Raw genomic sequence first — 22,046 nt, 5'->3', positions numbered from 1 at the left:
ACTTGATGAAAAGTACTTTGTCAATTCGAGCGGAGTCGAGAATCATTTTAAGACAAAAGTTGAATTTATAAACAAGGGCTTCGACTCCGCTCAGCCTGATAATCATGATTGAAAAATAGCATGTCAATTCGAGCGGAGTCGAGAATCTAGTTAACATGAAACGTAATTTGATAAAGAGGGCTTCGACTCCGCTCAGCCTGACAGTGGTACTTGAAACAACGATTGTCAATTCGAGCGGAGTCGAGAATTTATTTAAATGTAACATGATCTAAAAAAAAGAGCTTCCACTCCGCTCAGCCTGACAATTGATAGGTTGATGAGAAATATCGTTTGTCAGTTCGAGCGGAGTCGAGAATCATTTTAACAAAAAGCATGAATTTTTAAGGAAGGGCTTGGACTCCGCTCAGCCTGACAATTGAGAGGTTGATGAGAAATATCGTTTGTCAATTCGAGCGGAGTCGAGAATCATTTTAACACAAAGCATGAATTTATAAGGAAGGGCTTCGACTCCGCTCAGCCTGACAATCGTGATTGAAAAATCGCATGTCAATGCGAGCGGAGTCGAGAATCTTTTTACTACAAAACATAAATGTAGAAACAAAGGCTTCGACTCCACTCAGCCTGACAATTGGGAGCTTAATGAAAAGTACGATGTCAATTCGAGCGGAGTCGAGAATCTAGTTTACATGGAGCGTGATTTGACAAAAGTGCTTCGGCTCCGCTCAGCCTGACAATTGGGAACTTGATGAAATATACGATGTCAATTCGAGCGGAGTCGAGAATCTAGTTAAATGTAACATGATCTAAAAAAAAGAGCTTCCACTCCGCTCAGCATGATAATGGTAATTTAAAAATAATTAATGAAAAAAATAATATTCTTAACAGGTACTCGTGCTGATTTTAGTAAAATAAAATCCTTGATTTCAATTCTGGATGTTCATCCTGATTTTGAGGTTTTTGTTTTTGTAACAGGTATGCACATGCAGGAGGAATATGGTTATACACTATTGGAAATTGAAAGGTGTGACTTTAAAAATATTACTACTTTTGAAAACCATACCGATGAAGCTACAATGGATTTGACATTGGCAAAAACCATTGAAGGATTGTCGAGTTATGCTAAAAAAATAAATCCTGATTTAATAGTGGTACATGGTGATCGAGTAGAGACGCTTGCGGGTGCCATTGTAGGTTCTTTGAATAATATATTAGTGGCTCATATTGAAGGCGGTGAATTATCAGGAACGGTAGATGAACTGATCAGGCATAGTGTGAGCAAACTAAGTCACATTCATTTTGTTTCGAATGAGGAAGCGGCCAAAAGATTACTACAAATGGGCGAAGTTGCTTCGTCGGTTTTTACCATTGGTTCTCCTGATATTGATATCATGTTTTCGAATAATTTACCTAGCCTAGAAGTTGTTAAAAAATACTACCAAATCGATTTTGAAAAATTTGCTATTGTGATGTTTCATCCAGTAACTACCGAAGCAAGTGAAATGGAACAATACACAGATAATTTTGTAAATGCTTTACTAGCCGATGATCATAATTATGTGGTTGTTTATCCCAACAATGATTTGGGGAGTAAATATATCATTTCGGCTTATGAACAGCTTAAAAATATTAACCGTTTCAGAGTTATTCCTTCTTTGCGATTCGAATATTTTTTAACCTTACTCAAAAAGGCTCAATTTATAATTGGTAATAGTAGTGCAGGAATCAGGGAAGCACCGTATTACGGATTACCCATCATCAATATTGGAACAAGACAACAAAACCGTGCCATACATGCTGATATTATGAATGTAGATTATTCGATAGAAAGTATTAGTAGTGCTTTGAAAACCATTGATGAACATCGAACTGTAGCTATAAATCCTGATTTTGGATTTGGAAATAGTGGTGATTTGTTTTTAGAAACTATTGAAAAAGAGAAATTTTGGAGAATTAATCATCAAAAACAATTTAGAGAAAAATGAGTTTTGTAGATTATTCTAAAATTGGAATTCTGACCACTGTAGTTAATTTTGAACTGTATAAGAAGAGTTCTTCTTTGTTTCCTGTAGGTATTCGCAAATTTATAATTGATGGTACTAATGGGATGCATGGTCTGGATAGTATTTTGTTTATGATGAATAAAATGAAAGGTCAAGGAATTGATTGGCTAATAATGGCTGATGAAGATGTTTTGTTTTTAAATCCCAATGCAGTTTTTGAATTAATTGAAAGAATGACCTTGGGAGATTATACAGTTTGCGGGATTCGAGACGGAGGTCATATTCCGCATCGGGTTCAAAATCCTTATCTCATTAATACTTTTTTCTACATATTAAATTTTAAAGAAGTTGAGAGTATATGGAACGTCAAAGAAATATTGAATAATAATTATATAATTGAAAATGAATTCTCGGACGATTTAGGACATCTTAGAGGGAAATTTAACGTTAACAGTTTAGCAGAACCTTATTTTTGTTTTTTCTTATGGTTAAGAAGAAAAGGGAAAAAAATCTATTTTTTAAATTCTAATTTAGCCTTTAAAGATGATGACTTTACAAATAGTGTGTTTTTTGAAGAGAACATAATTTTATACCATACTTGGCATGCACGATTTTATAATTTGAATGAAAAGCATACAAATAGGATCAACCAAGTTTTTCTTAAGACAAAAATGATAAATAATGATGATAGTAAATTTGAGGCTCTGATATTTAAAGACTTTGCGTATAGTGTAAAAAAAATGATTAATAAATTGAATATTAAAATAATGAATAAATTACGATGATGAGCTTATTAAATTTTATTAAACAACGAATAACATATCGGACACGATTAAAAATAAGATTTAAGTTAAGAAGTTTGAAAGCCTTCTTTTTTAGTGGTAATCTCGATAAAATAGCATTAATTCAAAAAACTGATAAAAATGGGTTTCATTTTTATACACAACATTACGACCGTCATTTTAGAGATCTTAAATATAAAAAAATTAAAATGTTAGAAATAGGTGTGGGAGGCTATGACAACCCCATTGTTGGAGGAGAATCTCTAAGGATGTGGAAAACTTATTTTCCTTTTGCTAAAATATTTGCGTTAGACATATTTGAAAAATCTTTTTTGGAAGAGAGAAGAATAAAAATTTTTAAAGGGAGTCAAGTAGACTTGAATTTTTTAGATGAGGTATGTTCTACCGCTGGGCCATTTGATTTGATAATTGACGACGGTAGTCATATAAATGATCATGTAATTACGAGTTTTGAGTTTTTATTTCCAAAGCTAAAAGCAGGTGGTATATATGTAGTCGAAGACACACAAACTTCCTATTGGGAAGAGTATGGTGGTACTTCAGACAATTTAAACAGAGAAGGAACTATTTATCATTTTTTCAAGGGATTGATTGATGCTTTAAACAATGAAGAATTTTTAATCGATGGGTACAAAAAAACATACTATGATAAAAATATTATTTCAATGCATTTTTACCATAACATGATATTTATTTACAAAGGGAATAACGATGAGTTATCAAATCTCGTGAGAAATAATAAACTAAAATAGTTAATGATCGTATTTTCGCGCTTAGGGTCTAAAGGGAATTTAGGTAATCATATGTTTCAAATTGCGGCTACCATTGGAATTGCGACAATGAAGAAACAGGATTTTGCTTTTCCTGCTTGGCACTATGCAGAATTTTTTAAAAATAAGTTGCCAGCATATGATATTACAACTAGTTTTAAATGTTTGAAAGAACAGTCTTTCAGGTATCAAGATTGGGATATTATCGAGAATACGAACTACGATTTGAATGGTTGGTTACAAACGGAACGCTATTTTGATGTAGATGCAACAAAAAATGTGTTTGAATTTGATCCCGTTTTTTTACAAAAAGTGAAACAAAATCACATTGATTTATTTAGTAAAAAAACGATTTTAATTTCTGTAAGAAGAGGTGATTTCGTAAATCATTCTCATTTTTTTCAATTATCATATAAATTTTATTTTTTAGCATTAGTTCATAATTTTTCTGATTGGAAGGAACGAAATATTGTATTTACAAGTGATGATATTTCATACTGTAAACGCCACTTTTCATTTATTGAAAACAGTTTTTTTTTAGAAAAGTATTCTCCTATGGAGCAATTAGCAATAGCCACGCAATGTTCTGATTTTATAATTAGTAACTCTACCTTTTCGTGGTGGATAGCATGGTTAGGCGAGAAAGAACATTCAAAAATAATTAGACCAATTAAAAATTTTAGAGGAGTTTTTGCTGCCAATAATGATGATTCAGATTATTTTCCTGAAAGATGGATTTCTTTTGATGAGAAACAGTTTAGTATTAGTAATGCTTTTTTTGGTTTGAAAGTTAAAGGTAATTATTTACTGTTGCGAGATGATATAGTTCATCTTTGGACAGTATTGGTAAAGCAGACTAAGAGTTTTGTAAAACGAATTTTAGGTAGAAAATAATCATAAAGGAATAAATTAACTCATGCTTACAGTAGTTAACTATCATTATATACGAGCAAATTTTCGAGCGGCTTACGCTAGTATTTTTGGTATTACTCCATTAGAATTTGAAAATCAATTACTGGAGTTAAAAAGGACAGGTGTTTTTGTTCATCCAAATGAATTATTGCTTGATCCGGATAAAATTATAAAATCCAAAGAAAATTATATTTTAATTACTTTTGATGATGGATTAAAGGAACAGTATGAGCTAGCTTTACCAATACTTAAGAAGCTAGCGATTCCTGCTTTGTTTTTTATCAATACGATGAATTATGTAGATAAAAAAGTAAGTCTGGTGCATAAAATTCATTTAGTCAGATCGGTCTTAGATACCGCTAGTTTACATGTAAGCCTTAAAAGTTTTACAAATACATCGCTCAGTAAAGAGCAAGTTCAAAGTGCTAATCGTTTTTATCGATTTGACGAAACCGAAAGTGCAGAATTTAAATATTTTTTAAATGTCGTTTTAAATTATGAGACGCAGGAAAAGTTTATTGATCATCTTTTTTTGTCTCATTTTGATGAAGAAAATGTTTTGCAAGATTTGTACATGAATACCGATCAGGTAAGGGAACTGATTAATTTAGGTTATATAGGTAGTCACACACATTCCCATTTGCCTTTAGGGCGCTATGATTATGATACTATAAAGAGGGAATTGAGTATTTCAAAAAAGTATCTTGAAAAGGGTAGTAATAAAACGATTGATTTTGTTTCTTATCCTTATGGTACAGCAGAAACAGTTACAGAGCTTGTTGCGACAACAGCAAAGGAAGTAGGTTATAGATTTGGTTTTACTACTACAGCCTCCATTAATGAAGAAAATGCTGATTATTTATTGCTGCATCGATTTGATTGTAATGATTGTATTGGAGGGAAGAATTATAAATAAATTTGTATGATTACACGTGAAGCTAATCTAAATGATTGGACAGAGTTGGAAATTTTCTTTAAAAGAATATACAGAACAGGTCATCCGTTACACCAAAGAGAATTTTGGAATTGGCAATTTGGAGATCAAGCTTTTGGTAGGTCGTTTATTTGTCTTGATGATGATGGGGCAATTGTGGGGCATGTTGGCGCTAATTTTGGAGGGAATCTATCTTGGATTATTAATGTGTATCTTGATGAAGCATGCCGAGGTAAAGGAATTCTTGGGGAACTCTACAGCCTTGCAAGAAACTATTATCCGCTAGCAGCAACAGCAGCGAACGAAGCAGGTTTAGGATTGTATAGAAACATGCGCTGGTTTAGATATTATGATTTGGTTCGTTATGTGAAGATAAATCCAAAAGTAGAGGATAAGAGTTTCGCAAATGTATGTCGAAATGTAATTGTTGATGTAGAAAGATTGAAAAATATTGACACACATTATTTTAAACAGCCCGGAATAAAAGGGATTGTGTTGTCTGATGGATCTAGAGCTGTTAGCCAAGAAAAGGTAGGTGGTTTACGTGTAGTTGCTATTTCAAATCTTGAAGAATTAGAAAAACAAACATGGGAATTAGGTTATAATTGGGTTGATTATATTACTTCATGGAACGATTTAAATATTAAAAACTTGGAAAAAATGGGTTGGGTGTTGGATTGTAAGTCAGTAGTACCTTGGAGGCTAAACCCAATTCAGGAGAATCGGTTTTGTGATATTACGTTTTTATCTGAGGAGCCTTTAGATCGAGATTTTATTGTTCATCGATCTTTTTCTGATCACGGTAGGGTAGGTAGTTTATAAGATACAATATGAAAAATTTAGGAGTTGTCATTACAGATGGTGTGGGATTTAGAAACTTTATTTTAAGTGATTTTATTAAGGAAGCAAATGATAATTTTGATTCGGTTATACTATTTTCATGTTTACCTAAAAGAGTTTTTGTTGATTTGAATTTAAAATGCAAAGTAGTTGAGCTAGCTGTTTTTGAAGAGACTTTCAAAACCTGGTTTTTTAGAAAAATCAAAGAGGTAACTCATTTACAGATATTTGCTGGGAGTAATTTTGGAATTTTAGATAATTTAAATCAATCTAAATCAAAAGAATTTAGCCCGAGGGGAATCGCAATAAGATGCATGCATCTTTGGTCAAAATTTATTAAATCTGAAAACTGGATTTTACGATATAATAAATGGCAACAATTTACCTTTAAGGGAAATAGTCTAACAGCCCAATATCAGACGCTTTTAGAAGAACATAAGATTAGTATGTTGTTCTTTACCCATCAAAGACCTCCATTTATAGCGCCATTAATTTTTGCTGCTGAAGTTTTGAAAATTAAGACGAGTACTTTTATTTTTAGTTGGGACAATCTGGCTTCAAAAGGTCGAATGGCTGGGAATTTTAATTACTATTTTGTTTGGAGTCATTTAATGAAAATAGAGTTGCTTCATTTTTACAAATCGGTACAAAAAGAAAATGTTTTGGTTGTAGGAACGCCACAATTTGAAGCTTACACCAATGATAAATTTGGTTATTCTAAAGAACAATTTAAAGAAAAATTCAAGGTAAGTAAAGATCAAAAAATCATCTTTTTTACCTGCAATGACGCAAGCAGTAAAAACGATATCATCTATCTAGAGATTTTGGCAAATTTTATTTTGGCAAACAAATTAGTAGAAAAGGTAGCTGTAATTGTAAGAACATCACCTGTTGAAGATGCTTTGCGATTTAAGTTTTTGGCAGATAAGTTTTCTTTCTTAATTTGGAATTTTCCAGATTGGAATGTTAGCAGGACTAATCATCAAGAATCTTGGAGTCAAAGAGTGCCTTCTGTAAGTGATTTGAATGATTTAAAATCATTATTGAAATATTGTGATATATGCATTAATGTTTTGTCAACAATTACTTTGGATGCTTTTATTTTTGACAAACCTGTTATTAATCCTGTTTTTGGAAATGAAGCTAACGGAATGTTTGATGACCAAAAATTTTTAAACTATGCTCATTTGGCTAACTTAGTAGACTCTAAATCAAGTGATATTGTAAAGACTACAGAAGAGTTTTTAGCAGCACTTAACAATGTTTTAAAAAATAAGGAAGATAAAAGTATTTTGAGAGCAAAGTTTCTGGAGTTGCAAATTAGCGAATCTCTTGAAGGAACTAGTAAGCGTATTGCTCAATCTCTAGCACAACTCAATGGATAGTTTAAAGAAAATAGCAGTACTCTGTAATTATGAATTACTTCCCGAAAGAGTGGGTGGTATGGATTATTTCTTTTGGGAGTTTGATGCGACTTGTAAGCAGAATAACATTCAAGTGGATTGGTTTTTCCCGAATACGTCCAATCATGGTGATTATAACAAGCTCACTATTTATGAAAGCGGAAATCATAGTATCGAAGCTTTTTTTCTATATTTTAGCAAAAAGAACGAGCCTACTTACACCCATATTATCACGCATTTTATAGCATTGTGTACGCCTTTTTTTAAAAAAACAAAAAAGTTGTCAACTGCAAAAGTGATAGCAGTAGATCATAATCCAAGACCATTGAATGGTTATCCTTTAAAAAAGAAAATCGAAAAAAGACTAAAAGGACTGCTGTATTCCCGATATATTGATCAGTTTATTGGAGTGTCTCCTTTTTCAATTGCTAGTATGATTAGTGAGTTTGGTAACCATATACAATCCAAAACGAAGCTTGTTTATAACGGATTGCAACAAGCCAATTTTAAACAGAAAACCAGTTTTAGCACAAATAATCGTTTTATAGTAGCTTCGCATTTACGAATAGACAAAGGAATCCAGGATTTGATCATGGCGGTTAAATTATTGAACGATGAGGTCACATACGATTTTACCATTGCCATTTACGGCGAAGGATATTACCAAACTACTTTAATAGATTTGATAGAAAGATACCATTTGGAGGATTATTTTAGTTTTAAAGGCAGTGTTTCTAATCTTAAAGATATTTATGCCAACTATGATTATTTAATTCATCCATCGCATGGAGAAACTTTTGGCTATGCGGTTTTAGAGGGGCTATTGGCTCATTTGCCAGTTGTAACTACCGTTAATCAAGGGAATGTTTTGGGATTAGTAATCGATAATCATAATGGTTTTTTGTTTCAAGAGCAAGATGTTATAGGATTAAAAACAATTCTTCAAAATATTTTGAGTTCCAAGGTAGCTATCAATAGCAATGCATTCACCGCTAATTTAATTGATTTCTCACTTGATACCATGGTTAAAAATCATTTAGAATTACTTTCTTAAAAAGAAAAATAACAATCCTGAACTAGTATATTTGCGCCTTTCATTTATTTGACCTTATGTTTTTTAACTCCTTAACCTTTGCGGTTTTTTTACCCATCGTTTTTGTTCTGTACTGGTTTGTTTTTAATAAAACCAAAAGCAGCCAAAACCTACTTTTAATTCTAGCAAGCTATTATTTCTACTCTTGTTGGGATTGGCGTTTTTTGTTTTTATTGGTTTTCTCTACTTTTCTCGATTATTATACGGGTATCCAAATAGAAAAAAATAAGAACGAAAAAATCAGGAAATTTTGGTTCTGGTTAAGCATCGGAATCAATTTAGGATTGTTGGCCATTTTAAAATACTATAACTTTTTTGCGAGTTCATTTGCGACACTTTTAAGTGATTTCGGACTTAAATCAAGTCCGTTTTTGTTAGACATGGTCTTGCCCGTAGGTATTTCGTTTTATACATTTCATGGCCTGTCTTATGTGATTGACATTTATTATAAAAGAATAAAAGCCGAATACAACTTTGTAGATTACTCCCTTTTTGTGAGCTATTTTCCACTCTTGGTTGCTGGCCCTATTGAGAGAGCTACGCATTTGCTGCCTCAGGTCAAGTTAAAAAGGACGTTTGACTACGAGAAAGCCAAGCAAGGTGCGTATCAATTTATATGGGGATTGGTAAAAAAAGTGGTCATTGCGGATACTTGTGCAACCTATGCCAATGCTATTTTTGACAATTATACCCAAATGAATTCCTGGTCCTTAGTGTTGGGAGCAGTTTATTTTGCTTTTCAGATTTACGGAGATTTTTCAGGCTATTCGGATATGGCGTTAGGAATGTCTAAGCTGTTCGGGATGGATTTACTTCGTAACTTTAATTACCCTTATTTTTCGAGAGATATTGCTGAGTTCTGGCGTCGCTGGCACATTTCCTTGTCCTCTTGGTTTAGGGATTATTTATATATTCCGTTGGGAGGGAGTAAAGGGTCTAAATCGAAACAAGTACGCAATGTCTTTATCATTTTTGTAGTCAGTGGTTTTTGGCACGGAGCCAATTGGACGTATCTGGCTTGGGGATTTATCAACGCCTTCTATTTCTTGCCGCTTTTATTAGGCAATAAAAACCGTTCTAATATGGAAATGGTGCAGTTGCAATGGAATTTCGCTTCCGCAAAAGAGATCCTGCATATCTTTTACACTTTTGCATTAGCATGCTTGGCTTGGATCTTTTTTAGAGCGAAGTCGATTACAGATGCCGTACTGTACATTAAAAGAATTTTTACTGAAGGTAATTTTAGTTCGCAATACCTTACTAACGAACGCTACAATTATGAACTATTGTTGATGATTGCACTTTTTGTTGTAGTCGAGTGGAACAATCGATTCAAAGAAGAACCGCTATCAGGTAAAAACAGTTGGTTGAAAGTAGCTTTAGCAATTGTCGCTATTGTAGCCTTAGGAACCTACTCCGATTACAAAGAATTTATCTACTTCCAGTTTTAAAATTATAAAGTACTAATTGATATGAAAAAGTTTTTACTTTTTATTTTAAAAATAAGCATCGTTCTTGTAGTTGTTGCAGTAGCGTTAGACTTTGGTTTCACGACTATCTATAAACAGTCAAAAAGCAGAGGAAAAATCGATTATGTTTTTAATTCTTCTGCTCGTAAGTATGATGTAGTTATTTTAGGTTCGTCAAGAGCCAACAATCATTTCGTTTCTGATTTATTCGAAAAACAAGGCTTAAAAACATTCAATTACGGGATGAGTGGCGGGCATTTATTTGAAGCTTCATTATTGCTTAAATTGATGATAGAACGAAAATACCAAATCAAAAATGTAATTCTTGAAGCCGATTTGAATTTATCAAATGACCAGCAATCAGAGGGGGTTTCGGCCAAATATTTACCGTATTTACATAGCTCCGAAACCGTACGTAAACATTTTGAAAACGAACAAGATTTCAACGAACTTTATTATATTCCGTTTTACAGGTATTTGAAGTTTGAAACCAAAATTGGGTTTCGTGATATGTTCAAAGTGGCAACCAATGAAAAAACGTCAATTTTAAATCACAAGGGCTATTACTCTTTAGGGAAAACCAAAGGGAATATGAAAAACAACATTACTAAGTTGAAACCGTTGGCTAAAAATAAATATTATGAAGAGATAAAAGCGTTATGTAAAGCCAATAATATTAATTTTATTGCGGTAATGACGCCTATGTGTGAAAATGTAACAGGCATGAATTATTTTGAGAAAGTACACAAAGCCTATCCTGAAATTCATAATTATGAAAATGCAGTGGTAGAGAACAAGTACTTCTCCTCTTGTGGTCATATGAATGATGAAGGTGCGCGCCTATTCACGAATAGTATTATTCACGATTTTTTTAAATCTAAGAAATGAAAATAGCTTTCCTTACACCAGAATATCCGCATGTTCTTACTGGTAATTCAGGAGGAATAGGAACTAGTATCAAGAACCTAGCGGCAGGACTTGTTGCTGCTGGTTGTGAGGTGCGTGTTTTAGTGTATGGACAAGCTCAGGATGCAGTTTTTATGGATGAAATGGTAGTAATTCAACGTATAAAAAATATCAAAATCAAAGGCTTGTCTTGGTTTTTTACTCGAAAAAAACTTGAACGAATTATTAATGAATTACATGAAAGTAACCAAATCGATTTAGTAGAAGCCCCAGATTGGACAGGAATTACCTCTTTTATTAGTCCGAAAAAATGCCCGATAGTGATTCGCCTGAATGGTTCAGATACCTATTTCTGTAATTTAGATAATCGTTCAGTTAAGTGGAAAAATAAATTTCATGAAAAACGGGCAGTACAAAAAGCAGACGCGGTACTCTCCGTTAGTCAGTTTACCGCTGACCAAACCAATGCTGTTTTTGGGCTAAATAAAAAAATTACGATCATACCTAATTCCATTGACATAAATTCGTTTAATCAAAACAAAGATAGCGTCGTTGTGCCCAATACCGTTTTGTATTTTGGAAGCCTCATTCGAAAAAAAGGATTACTAGAATTACCTTTGATTTTTAATAAATTAATTGAAATAAATCCAGCTGTAGAATTGATTATAGTTGGTAAAGATGTGTCAGACATTATTTCGGGTGCTGCTTCAACTTGGGAAATGATGCAAGAACGGTTTACTCCAGAAGCTTTATTGCGGGTCAATTATGTTGGGGCTGTGCCGTATGCAGCAATTCAACCTCATATAAATGCAGCAACAGTTTGTGTTTTCCCCTCTTTTGCAGAGGCTTTACCAGTCTCTTGGATAGAAGCTATTGCGTTAAGAAAACCGATTGTAGCTTCCAATATTGGCTGGGCTACAGATGTGATTGATGATGGAATAAATGGATTTTTGGTACACCCAAAAGAACATTCACTTTATGCTAGTAAGATAAATTCGATATTAGAAAATGCAGCTTTGCAGCACAGATTAGGTTTAGCCGCCAGAGAAAAAGCAATAGCGAAATTTAGCGTTGCTGTTGTAGCAAAACAAAGCATGGATTTTTATAAAAATGTAATTTTTGATAATGATTAATTTAAAAGAATTTATAACCGCTAACGGAGAAGTTATACTCTATACCGGAAATCCCAATTTTGATCAGTTAGAAGATTTATCAAAAGGTGCGGGAGATATTTGGCATAGCTCATTTGAACAAGGTTATAAAAATGCTTTTCCAGAATTAGTATATCAAACAGCCGTGTTTTTTTGGTATTTAAATGATTTTAATGGTTTAGATCAATGCGTTAGTTGGAGGGTGAATCCAAATGCTTTTGCCGTACGTAAATCAGTTTGGGAATTAACAAAAGGATTTGATACAGACTACGAAAATATTCAAATGCAAGCGTTGGAATTTGGATTTAGATGCAATCGTTTTCTTGGAGCAGTACCTTTATATGTTAAAAATTTATTTTCAAATACAGTTACAGAAGATGTAAGGATATCAAGAAGAGATCGTCATGTTTTTTTTCGAAAAAATTACAAATCAAGCCATGCTCTTTATATGATTTTTAGGATGGGTTTTTGGAGAATAAACGAATGGGTTAGTTTCTTTAAAAGTAAAAAACGATATGAGAAAAAGGATAACTCAAATAGCATTCCTCCAAGACAACTACAAACAATAGAAGGGCGTCCTACAGTAAGTTATATTATTCCTACCATGTTTAGACAGGAATATACAGTACAATTATTGGACGATTTATCATGTCAGAGTTACAAACCAACTGAAGTTATCGTTGTTGACGCAACCCCAGAGACGATAAGAAACGAAAATGCGTACCAAACAAAGAAGTATCCCTTTGAATTGAAAATTATTTGGCAGCAATCAAAAGGGAGTTGTAGAGCGCGAAATGAAGCTATCTCAGCAAGTACAGGTGAATACATTGTTTTTGGGGATGATGACATTAGGATACCTCAAAACTTCATCGAAAATCACATTCGGTTTTTACAAACGTATAAAGTTGGCGCCTGTAACGGATTAGATATTCTAGCTGACCATTACAAGCAAGACCTATATGACCTACAAATAAAAATTGAAAACTGCAAGGCATCGCAACTTCTTGCGGGATGTTCCCAAATGTTTTCTAATGCTAACTCCTGTGTGAAAAGAGAATTTGTAAATCAACTCATTGGGAACGATGTTAATTTTGATGGAGGTTATGGCGAGGATAGCGATTTTGGAATGTCATTAAGTAAAATAGGCGTAATAGTGTTGGCTAATCCTTTTGCGGTTAATTTACACTTAAAACCACCTAGTGGAGGGTATCGCTTCTGGGGCAATCAAGCGAGGATTGTGGGTAAAAAAAGAAAAAGTCAACCCTGGGAATTAGATATCCCAGTTGGAATCATAAAGCCCATTCCAAGCCCAACAGTGATGTATGGCATAATGAAGCATTATAATGCTGATCAACTTACGGAATATAAGTACAAACATTTTTTGCATTATGTATTACAAGGAAAAAAAAGTAGTTTTTTATACCGTTTTCTTCGAATACCTTACAAAAACATACAGTTTAAAAAATCCGTGTTTTATGCTCAAAGGTTACTTAATTTAGGAATTAGACACCAATAACTAATGAAATTCTCCCTAATTGTTTGTACTTATTTGCGTCCTGAAGCTTTGCTGCGGTTATTGCTCTCAGTACAACAGCAAACGCTATATCCAGACGAAATTTTAATTATAGATGGGTCTACAAATGATGCTACGAAAACAGTGGTGCAGCAGTATGTTTTTGATAATCTAGTATATTATAAAGTATTAGACCATGAAAGAGGATTAACCAAGCAACGCAATTATGGGATATTGAGAGTAGGAGATGCAATAGATGTGGTGTGTTTTTTGGATGATGACACGGTTCTTGAAGCAAATTATTTTGAGCAATTGATACTAACTTTTGAAAATGACAGGTCCATTACTGGAGTTGGAGGTGTAGCAATAAATGAAAACAGGTGGAAATTATCCAAACCCAACAAACAATACAATAGAAAAAAAACATATCAATTCGATGGTTTTATTTATGAGGAAGGGTTACGAAATGTAATGCGAAATTATTTAAAGCTACAATCAGATTTAGATCCGGGAAGAATGCCTGATTTTTCTCATGGCAAAACTTGTGGATTTCCTTTAAACGGAAAATCGTATGAGGTAGACTTGTTAATAGGTATGTCGATGGCTTTTAGAAAAGTAGTGGTTGATAGTATTAAATTCTCATTTTACTTCGAAGGATATGGTTTGTATGAAGATGCTGATTTTAGTATTAGAGCGTTACAATTTGGAAAAAATGTTATTAACACTAAAGTGCAATTACATCATTATCATGATGCTGCGGGTAGACCGAATCAATACTGGTATGGCAAAATGGTGGTACGCAATGGTTGGTATGTATGGCGAACTAAGAATCCCAAACCTTCGGTAAAACATAAATTAAAATGGCACGCCATTACTATAGTATTAACGGTGATTCGATTTACAAATGTAATTACAAGTTCGAGTAGGAAAGAAGCACTCACCGAAGCCCTGGGTAGAACGATTGGCTGGTGGAGTTTATGGATAAGTAAACCAAAATAATTTTTTAGAGTTGCGATTACTCTACCCTTTTATGAAAAAGATAGAATTATTAAATATTCCTAATTATTATACCTCCTACTATTTAGTAGGGTTACAGCAAGTGTGTAATCTATCTTTTAAAATGGATTCAAACTTTATTGAATACAATAATAAACCAGTTCTTCTTTTTAGAATTGACGGTAAAATTGTAGTAATTGATAATGATGATCCTGTAGGAGTGCATCAAGATTTATATGAAATATGCAGTTTGTATTTTGTTACAAATAAGTTAGTAGGACAGGCTTCATATGAGCAGTCTAAGATCAAACCATTGTATCCTCATTATCCGGTCAATATAGTGGTACTATATTGTCGTATTTTTGGTGTGGAATTATTTAGACATTTAAAATTAAAAGAGGTGATTAGGCAACTCTATATTCTAATACGGAGGCCAGTTTACAAAAAGTATAAAGAGCGTTTTAAGAAAGAAAATTTTGTTTTTTTTTCGTCAAATATTTGGAGAAAAGAAGCAGAGACAAATGAAATTAGAGCAGCTTTCATTCGTTATTGTAAATCAGACACCCGATTACAATTTAAAGGCGGCTTCGTTCCAAGATCAGATGGCTTTAATTATGGTTATGATAAGGAGCTTAATAAGGTGAGGTATTCACCAAGTCAGTTTTCTAAATGGAGTGCTAAATCGATGATAGCATTAAATAATCCAGCGGTTTGTGGTGCTGTAAGTTGGCGACTAGCCGAATACCTGAATCAAGGATTGTTTGTCTTGTCATTTCCATTTAAAGTTGAGCTACCAACTGATTTTGTTAAGGACTCTGGGCTTTTTTCAATTACAACTTCAGCGCAGTACAAAGATGTAATAGATTATTTATTTGAAAACCCTGACGCTCACGAAACCATTGCTGCAAAAGGGAAAAGCTATTTTGATGCTTATTGTACACCCATAGCACAAGCAAATTACATTATTAATGCTATTTTTGAATAGTTACTGTTACTAATGCTACTAGCATCATAAGTTAAAACCATGAATTTTCTCATCATCACGCATGTTTCTCATATTTATCAAGATGAAAAGTATCATGCGTATGCTCCATATACAAATGAAATGAATGTTTGGGCGAAGTATGCTGATGAAATTACGCTTCTAGCGCCCCAGTCTTGCAAAGTACCCACAGCAATTGACTCTGTTTACCAACACAATCATATCAATTTCATGAAATTAGAGAATTTTGATATTCTCACTATAAAAAGCATAGTCTTGGCAGTAAGCAAAGTCCCAAAGATTTTGGTGCAAATGTATCAAGCCATGCAAAAGGCAGATCACATTCATTTGCGTTGCCCCGGAAATATTGGTTTGTTGGGATGCTTTGTGCAAATTCTTTTTCCTAATAAAAAGAAGACAGCAAAGTATGCAGGCAATTGGGATCCAAAAGCAAAACAACCTTGGACTTATAAATTGCAGCAGAAAATACTTCAAAATACTTTTTTAACCAGAAACATGCAGGTCCTGATATACGGAGAATGGGAAGGGCAAACGAAGAACTCTAAGTCTTTTTTTACAGCAAGCTACAGAGAAGAGGAAAGAGTATGTATATCTCGCGCCTTTTCAAATACCGAACTTCGTTTTATTTTTGTTGGATCTTTGGTCAAAGGAAAAGATCCTATGTATGCAATCCAGTTAATTGAACAGCTTTACAATAAAGGGTATGCCGTTACTTTAGATTTATACGGAGAGGGTGCAGAACGGGAGTATTTAGAGCAGTATATTTTAAAAAACAACGTGGATAAAATCGTTACTTTAAAAGGAAATCAAGACAGAGAAAATCTAAAAAAAGCCTATCAGAAAAGTGATTTTGTGGTGCTTCCCTCTAATAGCGAAGGTTGGCCAAAAGCGATTGCCGAAGGAATGTTTTGGGGTTGTGTTCCGCTTGCAACAAATGTTTCTTGTGTTTCCACAATGTTCAATAGGGAGGAGAGAGGACTATTATTGACAAAAAAATTAAATGAAGATGTTGCTACACTCGTGTTGCTTATAGATAATCCAGAGGTATACAATTCGAAACAAAAAGCAGCAATCACTTGGTCACGGCGATACACACTAGATCTTTTTGAATCTGAAATTAAAAAACTGATTCTATAATGCGTATTGCTCAAATCATAGATTCTCTTGAAGCTGGTGGCGCAGAGCGTATGGCTGTTAATTATGCGAATGCTTTGACTGAAAAAATTGATTTTTCAGGTTTAGTTTGCACGCGTAAGGAAGGAGCTCTTCAACTGCAATTAGATAAAAAAGTAGTGTACTCATTTGTTCACAAAAAGAGTGCTTTAGATTTAGTTGCTATATGGAAATTACGTCGCTATGTAAAACGAAATAAAGTTGGTTTATTGCACGTTCATAGCACTTCTTTTTTTATGGCACTAGTGCTAAAATTGATTTGTCCATCTATAAAACTAATTTGGCATGACCATTATGGACAGAGTGAATTCTTGGCTTCAAGAAATAAAATACTGTTTAGAATAGGGCTCCCTTTTTATCACGGGGTAATTAGTGTCAATAAAAAATTAAAAAAATGGACTACGCAGTCCTTTCATTTTAAAAATGTGATATACTTACCTAACTTTTCGTCTCAAGTCATTAAAGCGACTCATCAACCAGATACTATTTTAAAAGGTAAGCAAGGTAAGCGCATTGTGCTATTAGCAAATTTAAGGCCTCAGAAAAATCATTTTTTATTAATTCAAATTGCAAAGCGAGTAAAATTATCTCATTCTGACTGGACATTTCATTTAGTAGGAAAAGATTTTAAAGATGCATATGCAGCGCAAATTAAAAAAGCAGTAATAGAAAATAAATTGGATGATACGGTTTTTATTTATGGTAGTAAAGAGGACGTTAGCCATATTTTAAGTCAAAGTACAATTGGGATTTTAACATCTTCCTCAGAAGGCCTGCCGCTTGCGTTGCTAGAATATGGGAACGCTACTATTCCTGTAGTAGTTACTAATGTAGGTGAGATTGCTGAGGTTGTAACTAATAATACAAATGGATATGTAATAGCAGGTAATGAACAACAGTTCTATGAAAAATTAGTAAATCTGATGGAAGATCAGGAGAAACGAGCTACTTTTGCCAAGGCATTATCGGTCACTATGTTAGAGAAATTTGGAATGAACAACATCATAAAACAATATTTAAAGTGGTTAGACAACAACATTAAATGAAAAAAGAAGAACAGGTATATTTTTATTTGATTTTATTCCATGTTGTATTGGGAGCACTTGTTTATGCCTTGCCATTTATAGCTAAATTATATGGTTACAGTATTTTTTTATTAGGTATTTACATTGTTATTAAATCCCAAAACAAAAAGGATGAAGCTCTTCTGGTGGCAGGCTACGTGGTTGGAAGTGAAATTTTGCTGAGAATGACTGGTGGAAATATCACCTATGAATTTTCGAAGTATGAAGTGCTTATTTTTATATTCATGGGGATGTTTTACAAAGGGTTTTCAAAAGGAGCTGTCCCCTATTGGGTTTTTCTATTGCTGTTGGTGCCTGGTGTAGTGATGACCGGCTTTGTATTGAATTATGATACTAATATCAAAAATTCAATTGCATTTAATATTTCAGGACCTGTGTCTTTAGCTTTCGCATCATTGTACACCTACAGAAGAAAAGTGTCTTTGGAGAGAATGAATAACATTCTCCTCTGTATAGGTTTACCAATTATTAGTTGTGCCGTTTACCTTTCTTTATATACACCTAATATAAGAGACGTTATCACGGGTACCGATTCTAATTTTGAAACATCCGGAGGTTTTGGCCCCAATCAGGTGGCTACTTTTCTAGGGTTAGGTATGTTTATCTTTTTTTCTCGCATTATTCTAGAATCAAAAACGAAGGTTTTATTGGTTATTAATCTTATTGTAGCTTTAAATATTAGTTATCGAGGTATGGTCACTTTTTCTCGAGGAGGTATGATTACCGGTTTTTTAATGATTGTCCTCTTGTTAGTATTCCTTTATTTTAAATCTAATTTTCAAGGAAAAGTGAAATTAAATTATATTTTCGGACTCATTTTAGTGGCAATGGTTGGGGTTTGGAGCTATACGTCGTATCAAACAGGTGGACTTATAGAAAAAAGATATGCTAACCAAGATGCAGCTGGACGAGCGAAGGAAAGTCAATTTACGGGTCGAGAAGATGTTGCCCAAAATGAAATCAAGCAGTTTTTAGAAAATCCCATCTTTGGAGTAGGCGTAGGGAAAGGAGTTGAAAATAGACAAGTTCAAACAGGTACTTTCATACTATCACATGATGAGATAACTAGAATGCTCGCTGAGCACGGTTCATTAGGCGCTTTAGGTTTGTTGATTTTATTTGTGACGCCTTTGGTGTTATATCTTGAAAATAAGTTTAATATGTATTTATTGTGTTTCGTTGCATTTTGGTTCTTAACCATTAATCACGCCGCAATGCGAACCGCTGTTCCTTCGTTTATTTATGCTTTATCATTACTTAATGTACAACTCATACCAACGAGACCACAAAAAGTAAGAGATACATACAAACACATCTAGAAACCTGTTAGTAAGTAGTTAATAGTTTTGTTTTATTTAAACTCGTTCTTATTTCAAAATTCTTACATTGCGACTATAAGTATACTGTAGTATGTCAAGTCCTAAAATCCATTTTGAAATATCAGAGCGAAAAATGATCCTGTATCTGTTCGATCTTATTTTCGTTTGGCTTGGCTTGTATACAGTTGGTTATTTTTTTGATTTTGAGTATCTTGAATCCCTTACTACAGAGGGAGTTCCTGCACTTGTTTTGGCGATTTACTTAAGCGTTTTTGGACTTATTTTCGAAATGTATAAATTACAAGTTGCTAGTAACGAGTTTCAAATTTTACGAAGCACGATCCTTACGGCTTCCACCACCGCTTTTGTTTACTTACTGACTCCCATTTTTTCACCTGAACTACCGTCGAATCGTATTCAAATACTGGCCTTCTTTGTGATGCTTTTTAGTAGTTTGATGGTTTGGCGACTGTTTTATGTTCGTTTTTTAGCTTCAAATCGTTTTATGCAAACCGCGATTCTTGTATGCGAAAACCAAGAAGTAGAAAAATTGATCTTAGGTCTAGAAGATATCGATCCTCATTATAAGATTATTGGCTATGTTAGCGCAGACGAGGTCGAGTGTGATAATGCTAGAAATCATTACGTTGCTCAAATCATGAGAAACAATTTAGCCAGTTTTGTTAAAGAACATAGCGTATCAGAAATCGTTATAGCTTCTCAAAGAACCGATGGTATTACGACTGTTTTGTACCAGCAACTACTTCATTTACTGGAGTCGGGTAATGTGATCAGGGAATATACGCAAGTCTACGAGAGTAAGACTCAGCGAATTCCGGTTCACTACATGGCTAGGGATTTTTATAGTTTTTTTCCATTTAGCAGAAGCAATCAAAATAAACTATACCAAACAATAGTTCGAGGCCTTGATATTATATTGTCCATTATAGGGGTAATTTTTGGAGTAGCTCTTTTGCCCTTAATCGGGATAGGTAATATTTTAGGAAATCCCGGACCTTTGTTTTACGTTCAAAAGCGAGTGGGTAAAGATGGAGTTGCTTTTGATATTTTGAAATTGAGGACAATGGTCAAAAACGCAGAAAATGATGGAGCTGTTTTTGCCTCTTGTAATGATAGTAGAATAACTCGATTTGGAAAGTTTTTGAGGAAAACTCGAATGGATGAAATTCCCCAATGCATAAATATATTAAAGGGCGATATGGCTGTGGTAGGGCCTCGTCCTGAAAGACCTGAATTTGTTAAGGAAATAGCAGATAGAATGCCCTTTTATGAAACCAGACATGTTATTAAGCCAGGACTAACGGGTTGGGCACAAGTAAACTATTCCTATGGAGAAACAATCGAGGACAGCTTGATTAAGTTGCAATATGACTTATACTACATCAAACACAGAAGTTTTTACTTAGACCTTAATATTGCTTTAAAAACAATAACTACAGTCTTATTTTATAGAGGACAATAATTGTTTCCTCATTTTACTATTTCCTGCATTATACTAACTTATAGTATAATTGGGATTCTTTTTTTGTTTTTTAAAGCAAGTCGAGTCAATAAAAAAGCGCTCGTTATAATCAATGGCAGAACAATTAAAAAGTGTGCCTTATTGATTAATAGTAAGCAGTACACTAACAAGCAAAGTATATTAAATAGGGCTGTCTTGTAAATCCATCTTGAATTATCCCTAACGTAAAAAACAGATAGTAACAACAGTCCTGGATTGAACAGTAAGATATTGTAGTTGTATTCTAATTCCAAATGATCAGAGTAGAATCCCATAAATATAAAGAATAATCCTAAAATTCCCATCGTAATAAAGTAAAATTGATTTAGGGATTTTTTATTTACTACCGCAATAAGAACTAATACGATTATGTACGTGTATGCATTATTCCACCATGAGACAGCTGCTATTTCCTTAAATTCTAATAAAGTTTCTTGCTGTTGTGCTAAAGGTTTGTTTTGAAATTGAGTTGTTTTTAAGCTTTTAAGTAATTCAAACGGAAGAAAAATATTGGTACCCAATCGATCTACTTTTGTACCAAAGATGATACTCGTGCCTAGTTTTTCATAAAAATGATTGTCAAAATAAGGATATAAAATAGAGCGGTACGTAATATCTGTATCTGCCTTTTTAGTTATTACAGTGCTGCCAAGAGTTTTGTTAATGATGTCTACCACCATTGAGGTACAGTTTTTATCAATAAACTTATACGTATAGTGACTGTCGCCAGAAGCTAATGAAATAGATAAGTTATCAAACAATTGTTGTTTTTTGTCAGTAGATATAAGTAACTCTTGCTCGTATACAGAACGTTTCTCATAGGTGTATTCGTTTATAAAATCAGTGTAACTATGAGCCACAGCAAAATATTCTAAATCTCCTTTAGCAAATTTTGCAACAAAATTAGGTGTGTTGAAATCAAATGCACCATAATTAAAAACAGCATCTATAGAATTTTCAGGATCTGAAATCCGAATGGCGGTGTGCCCAAAAAGGGAGTAGGATTCGTTACCGGTACCGCAAGTAATTACACTCACGCGACTGTTCTGAGATAACAATCTAGTTTGACTAAAACTAAGTGATGTGAATAAAAATAGGAGTATAGAGAATACCGTTTTTGTAATTTTAAAAATAATGGAAGTCATTTGTTTTTT

General features: G+C 33.6%; 19 protein-coding genes. 18 read left to right on the top strand and 1 reads right to left on the bottom strand.

What is annotated here, in order from left to right; translation table 11 throughout:
- The first annotated feature begins 860 nt into the window (after window positions 1–860).
- The 18 genes from neuC to H8R22_RS08335 all read left to right on the top strand — a co-directional run bounded on the left by neuC (window position 861) and on the right by H8R22_RS08335 (window position 20,853).
- Window positions 861–1,982: a UDP-N-acetylglucosamine 2-epimerase gene (gene neuC, locus H8R22_RS08420; RefSeq protein WP_187010010.1), complete on the top strand. Its 1,122-nt coding sequence runs from the start codon at window positions 861–863 to the stop codon at window positions 1,980–1,982.
- Entirely contained in the window at window positions 1,979–2,785 is an 807-nt protein-coding gene (locus H8R22_RS08415; RefSeq protein ID WP_187010009.1) for a hypothetical protein, read from the top strand. The genes neuC and H8R22_RS08415 overlap by 4 nt, the downstream gene beginning before the upstream one ends.
- 74 nt (window positions 2,786–2,859) lie before the next feature.
- A complete protein-coding gene (locus H8R22_RS08410; protein WP_225876005.1) occupies window positions 2,860–3,555 on the top strand; it encodes a class I SAM-dependent methyltransferase in 696 nt (231 codons plus the stop codon).
- 3 nt (window positions 3,556–3,558) lie between these two features.
- Window positions 3,559–4,467, top strand: a complete 909-nt coding sequence (locus H8R22_RS08405) for an alpha-1,2-fucosyltransferase (protein WP_187010008.1) — start codon at window positions 3,559–3,561, stop codon at window positions 4,465–4,467.
- A 22-nt stretch (window positions 4,468–4,489) separates the two neighbouring features.
- Window positions 4,490–5,401, top strand: coding sequence for a polysaccharide deacetylase family protein (locus H8R22_RS08400; protein ID WP_187010007.1), 912 nt, complete (start codon window positions 4,490–4,492; stop codon window positions 5,399–5,401).
- A 6-nt stretch (window positions 5,402–5,407) separates the two neighbouring features.
- Window positions 5,408–6,241, top strand: a complete 834-nt coding sequence (locus H8R22_RS08395) for a GNAT family N-acetyltransferase (RefSeq protein WP_187010006.1) — start codon at window positions 5,408–5,410, stop codon at window positions 6,239–6,241.
- A gap of 8 nt (window positions 6,242–6,249) precedes the next feature.
- Entirely contained in the window at window positions 6,250–7,644 is a 1,395-nt protein-coding gene (locus H8R22_RS08390; protein ID WP_187010005.1) for a CDP-glycerol glycerophosphotransferase family protein, read from the top strand.
- Window positions 7,637–8,716: a glycosyltransferase family 4 protein gene (locus H8R22_RS08385; protein ID WP_187010004.1), complete on the top strand. Its 1,080-nt coding sequence runs from the start codon at window positions 7,637–7,639 to the stop codon at window positions 8,714–8,716. The genes H8R22_RS08390 and H8R22_RS08385 overlap by 8 nt, the downstream gene beginning before the upstream one ends.
- Before the next feature lie 56 nt (window positions 8,717–8,772).
- Window positions 8,773–10,206, top strand: a complete 1,434-nt coding sequence (locus H8R22_RS08380) for an MBOAT family O-acyltransferase (protein WP_187010003.1) — start codon at window positions 8,773–8,775, stop codon at window positions 10,204–10,206.
- A 21-nt stretch (window positions 10,207–10,227) separates the two neighbouring features.
- Window positions 10,228–11,112, top strand: a complete 885-nt coding sequence (locus H8R22_RS08375; RefSeq protein ID WP_187010002.1) for a hypothetical protein — start codon at window positions 10,228–10,230, stop codon at window positions 11,110–11,112.
- Window positions 11,109–12,263, top strand: a complete 1,155-nt coding sequence (locus tag H8R22_RS08370) for a glycosyltransferase family 4 protein (RefSeq protein WP_187010001.1) — start codon at window positions 11,109–11,111, stop codon at window positions 12,261–12,263. The genes H8R22_RS08375 and H8R22_RS08370 overlap by 4 nt, the downstream gene beginning before the upstream one ends.
- Window positions 12,256–13,797, top strand: coding sequence for a glycosyltransferase family 2 protein (locus H8R22_RS08365; protein ID WP_187010000.1), 1,542 nt, complete (start codon window positions 12,256–12,258; stop codon window positions 13,795–13,797). Before H8R22_RS08370 ends, H8R22_RS08365 begins: the two co-directional genes overlap by 8 nt.
- A 3-nt stretch (window positions 13,798–13,800) precedes the next feature.
- Window positions 13,801–14,793: a glycosyltransferase family 2 protein gene (locus H8R22_RS08360; protein WP_187009999.1), complete on the top strand. Its 993-nt coding sequence runs from the start codon at window positions 13,801–13,803 to the stop codon at window positions 14,791–14,793.
- Between the two features lie 31 nt (window positions 14,794–14,824).
- Complete coding sequence (locus H8R22_RS08355; protein ID WP_187009998.1) at window positions 14,825–15,775, top strand: glycosyltransferase; 951 nt, start codon at window positions 14,825–14,827, stop codon at window positions 15,773–15,775.
- 39 nt (window positions 15,776–15,814) lie between these two features.
- A complete protein-coding gene (locus H8R22_RS08350; RefSeq protein ID WP_187009997.1) occupies window positions 15,815–16,930 on the top strand; it encodes a glycosyltransferase family 4 protein in 1,116 nt (371 codons plus the stop codon).
- Complete coding sequence (locus tag H8R22_RS08345) at window positions 16,930–18,012, top strand: glycosyltransferase family 4 protein (RefSeq protein WP_187009996.1); 1,083 nt, start codon at window positions 16,930–16,932, stop codon at window positions 18,010–18,012. Before H8R22_RS08350 ends, H8R22_RS08345 begins: the two co-directional genes overlap by 1 nt.
- Window positions 18,009–19,370, top strand: coding sequence for an O-antigen ligase family protein (locus H8R22_RS08340; RefSeq protein WP_187009995.1), 1,362 nt, complete (start codon window positions 18,009–18,011; stop codon window positions 19,368–19,370). Before H8R22_RS08345 ends, H8R22_RS08340 begins: the two co-directional genes overlap by 4 nt.
- Window positions 19,371–19,461: 91 nt before the next feature.
- Entirely contained in the window at window positions 19,462–20,853 is a 1,392-nt protein-coding gene (locus tag H8R22_RS08335) for an exopolysaccharide biosynthesis polyprenyl glycosylphosphotransferase (RefSeq protein WP_225876004.1), read from the top strand.
- Between the two features lie 38 nt (window positions 20,854–20,891).
- Here the strand turns inward: H8R22_RS08335 and H8R22_RS08330 are convergent, their stop codons facing one another.
- Window positions 20,892–22,037, bottom strand: coding sequence for a lipoprotein N-acyltransferase Lnb domain-containing protein (locus tag H8R22_RS08330; protein WP_187009994.1), 1,146 nt, complete (start codon window positions 22,035–22,037; stop codon window positions 20,892–20,894).
- Between the last annotated feature and the right edge of the window lie 9 nt (window positions 22,038–22,046).

Origin of the sequence: Flavobacterium kayseriense (assembly GCF_014305095.1) — a bacterium.
Taxonomy (GTDB): Bacteria; Bacteroidota; Bacteroidia; order Flavobacteriales; family Flavobacteriaceae; genus Flavobacterium; species Flavobacterium kayseriense.
This window is presented reverse-complemented; position numbering and strand designations above follow the sequence as displayed.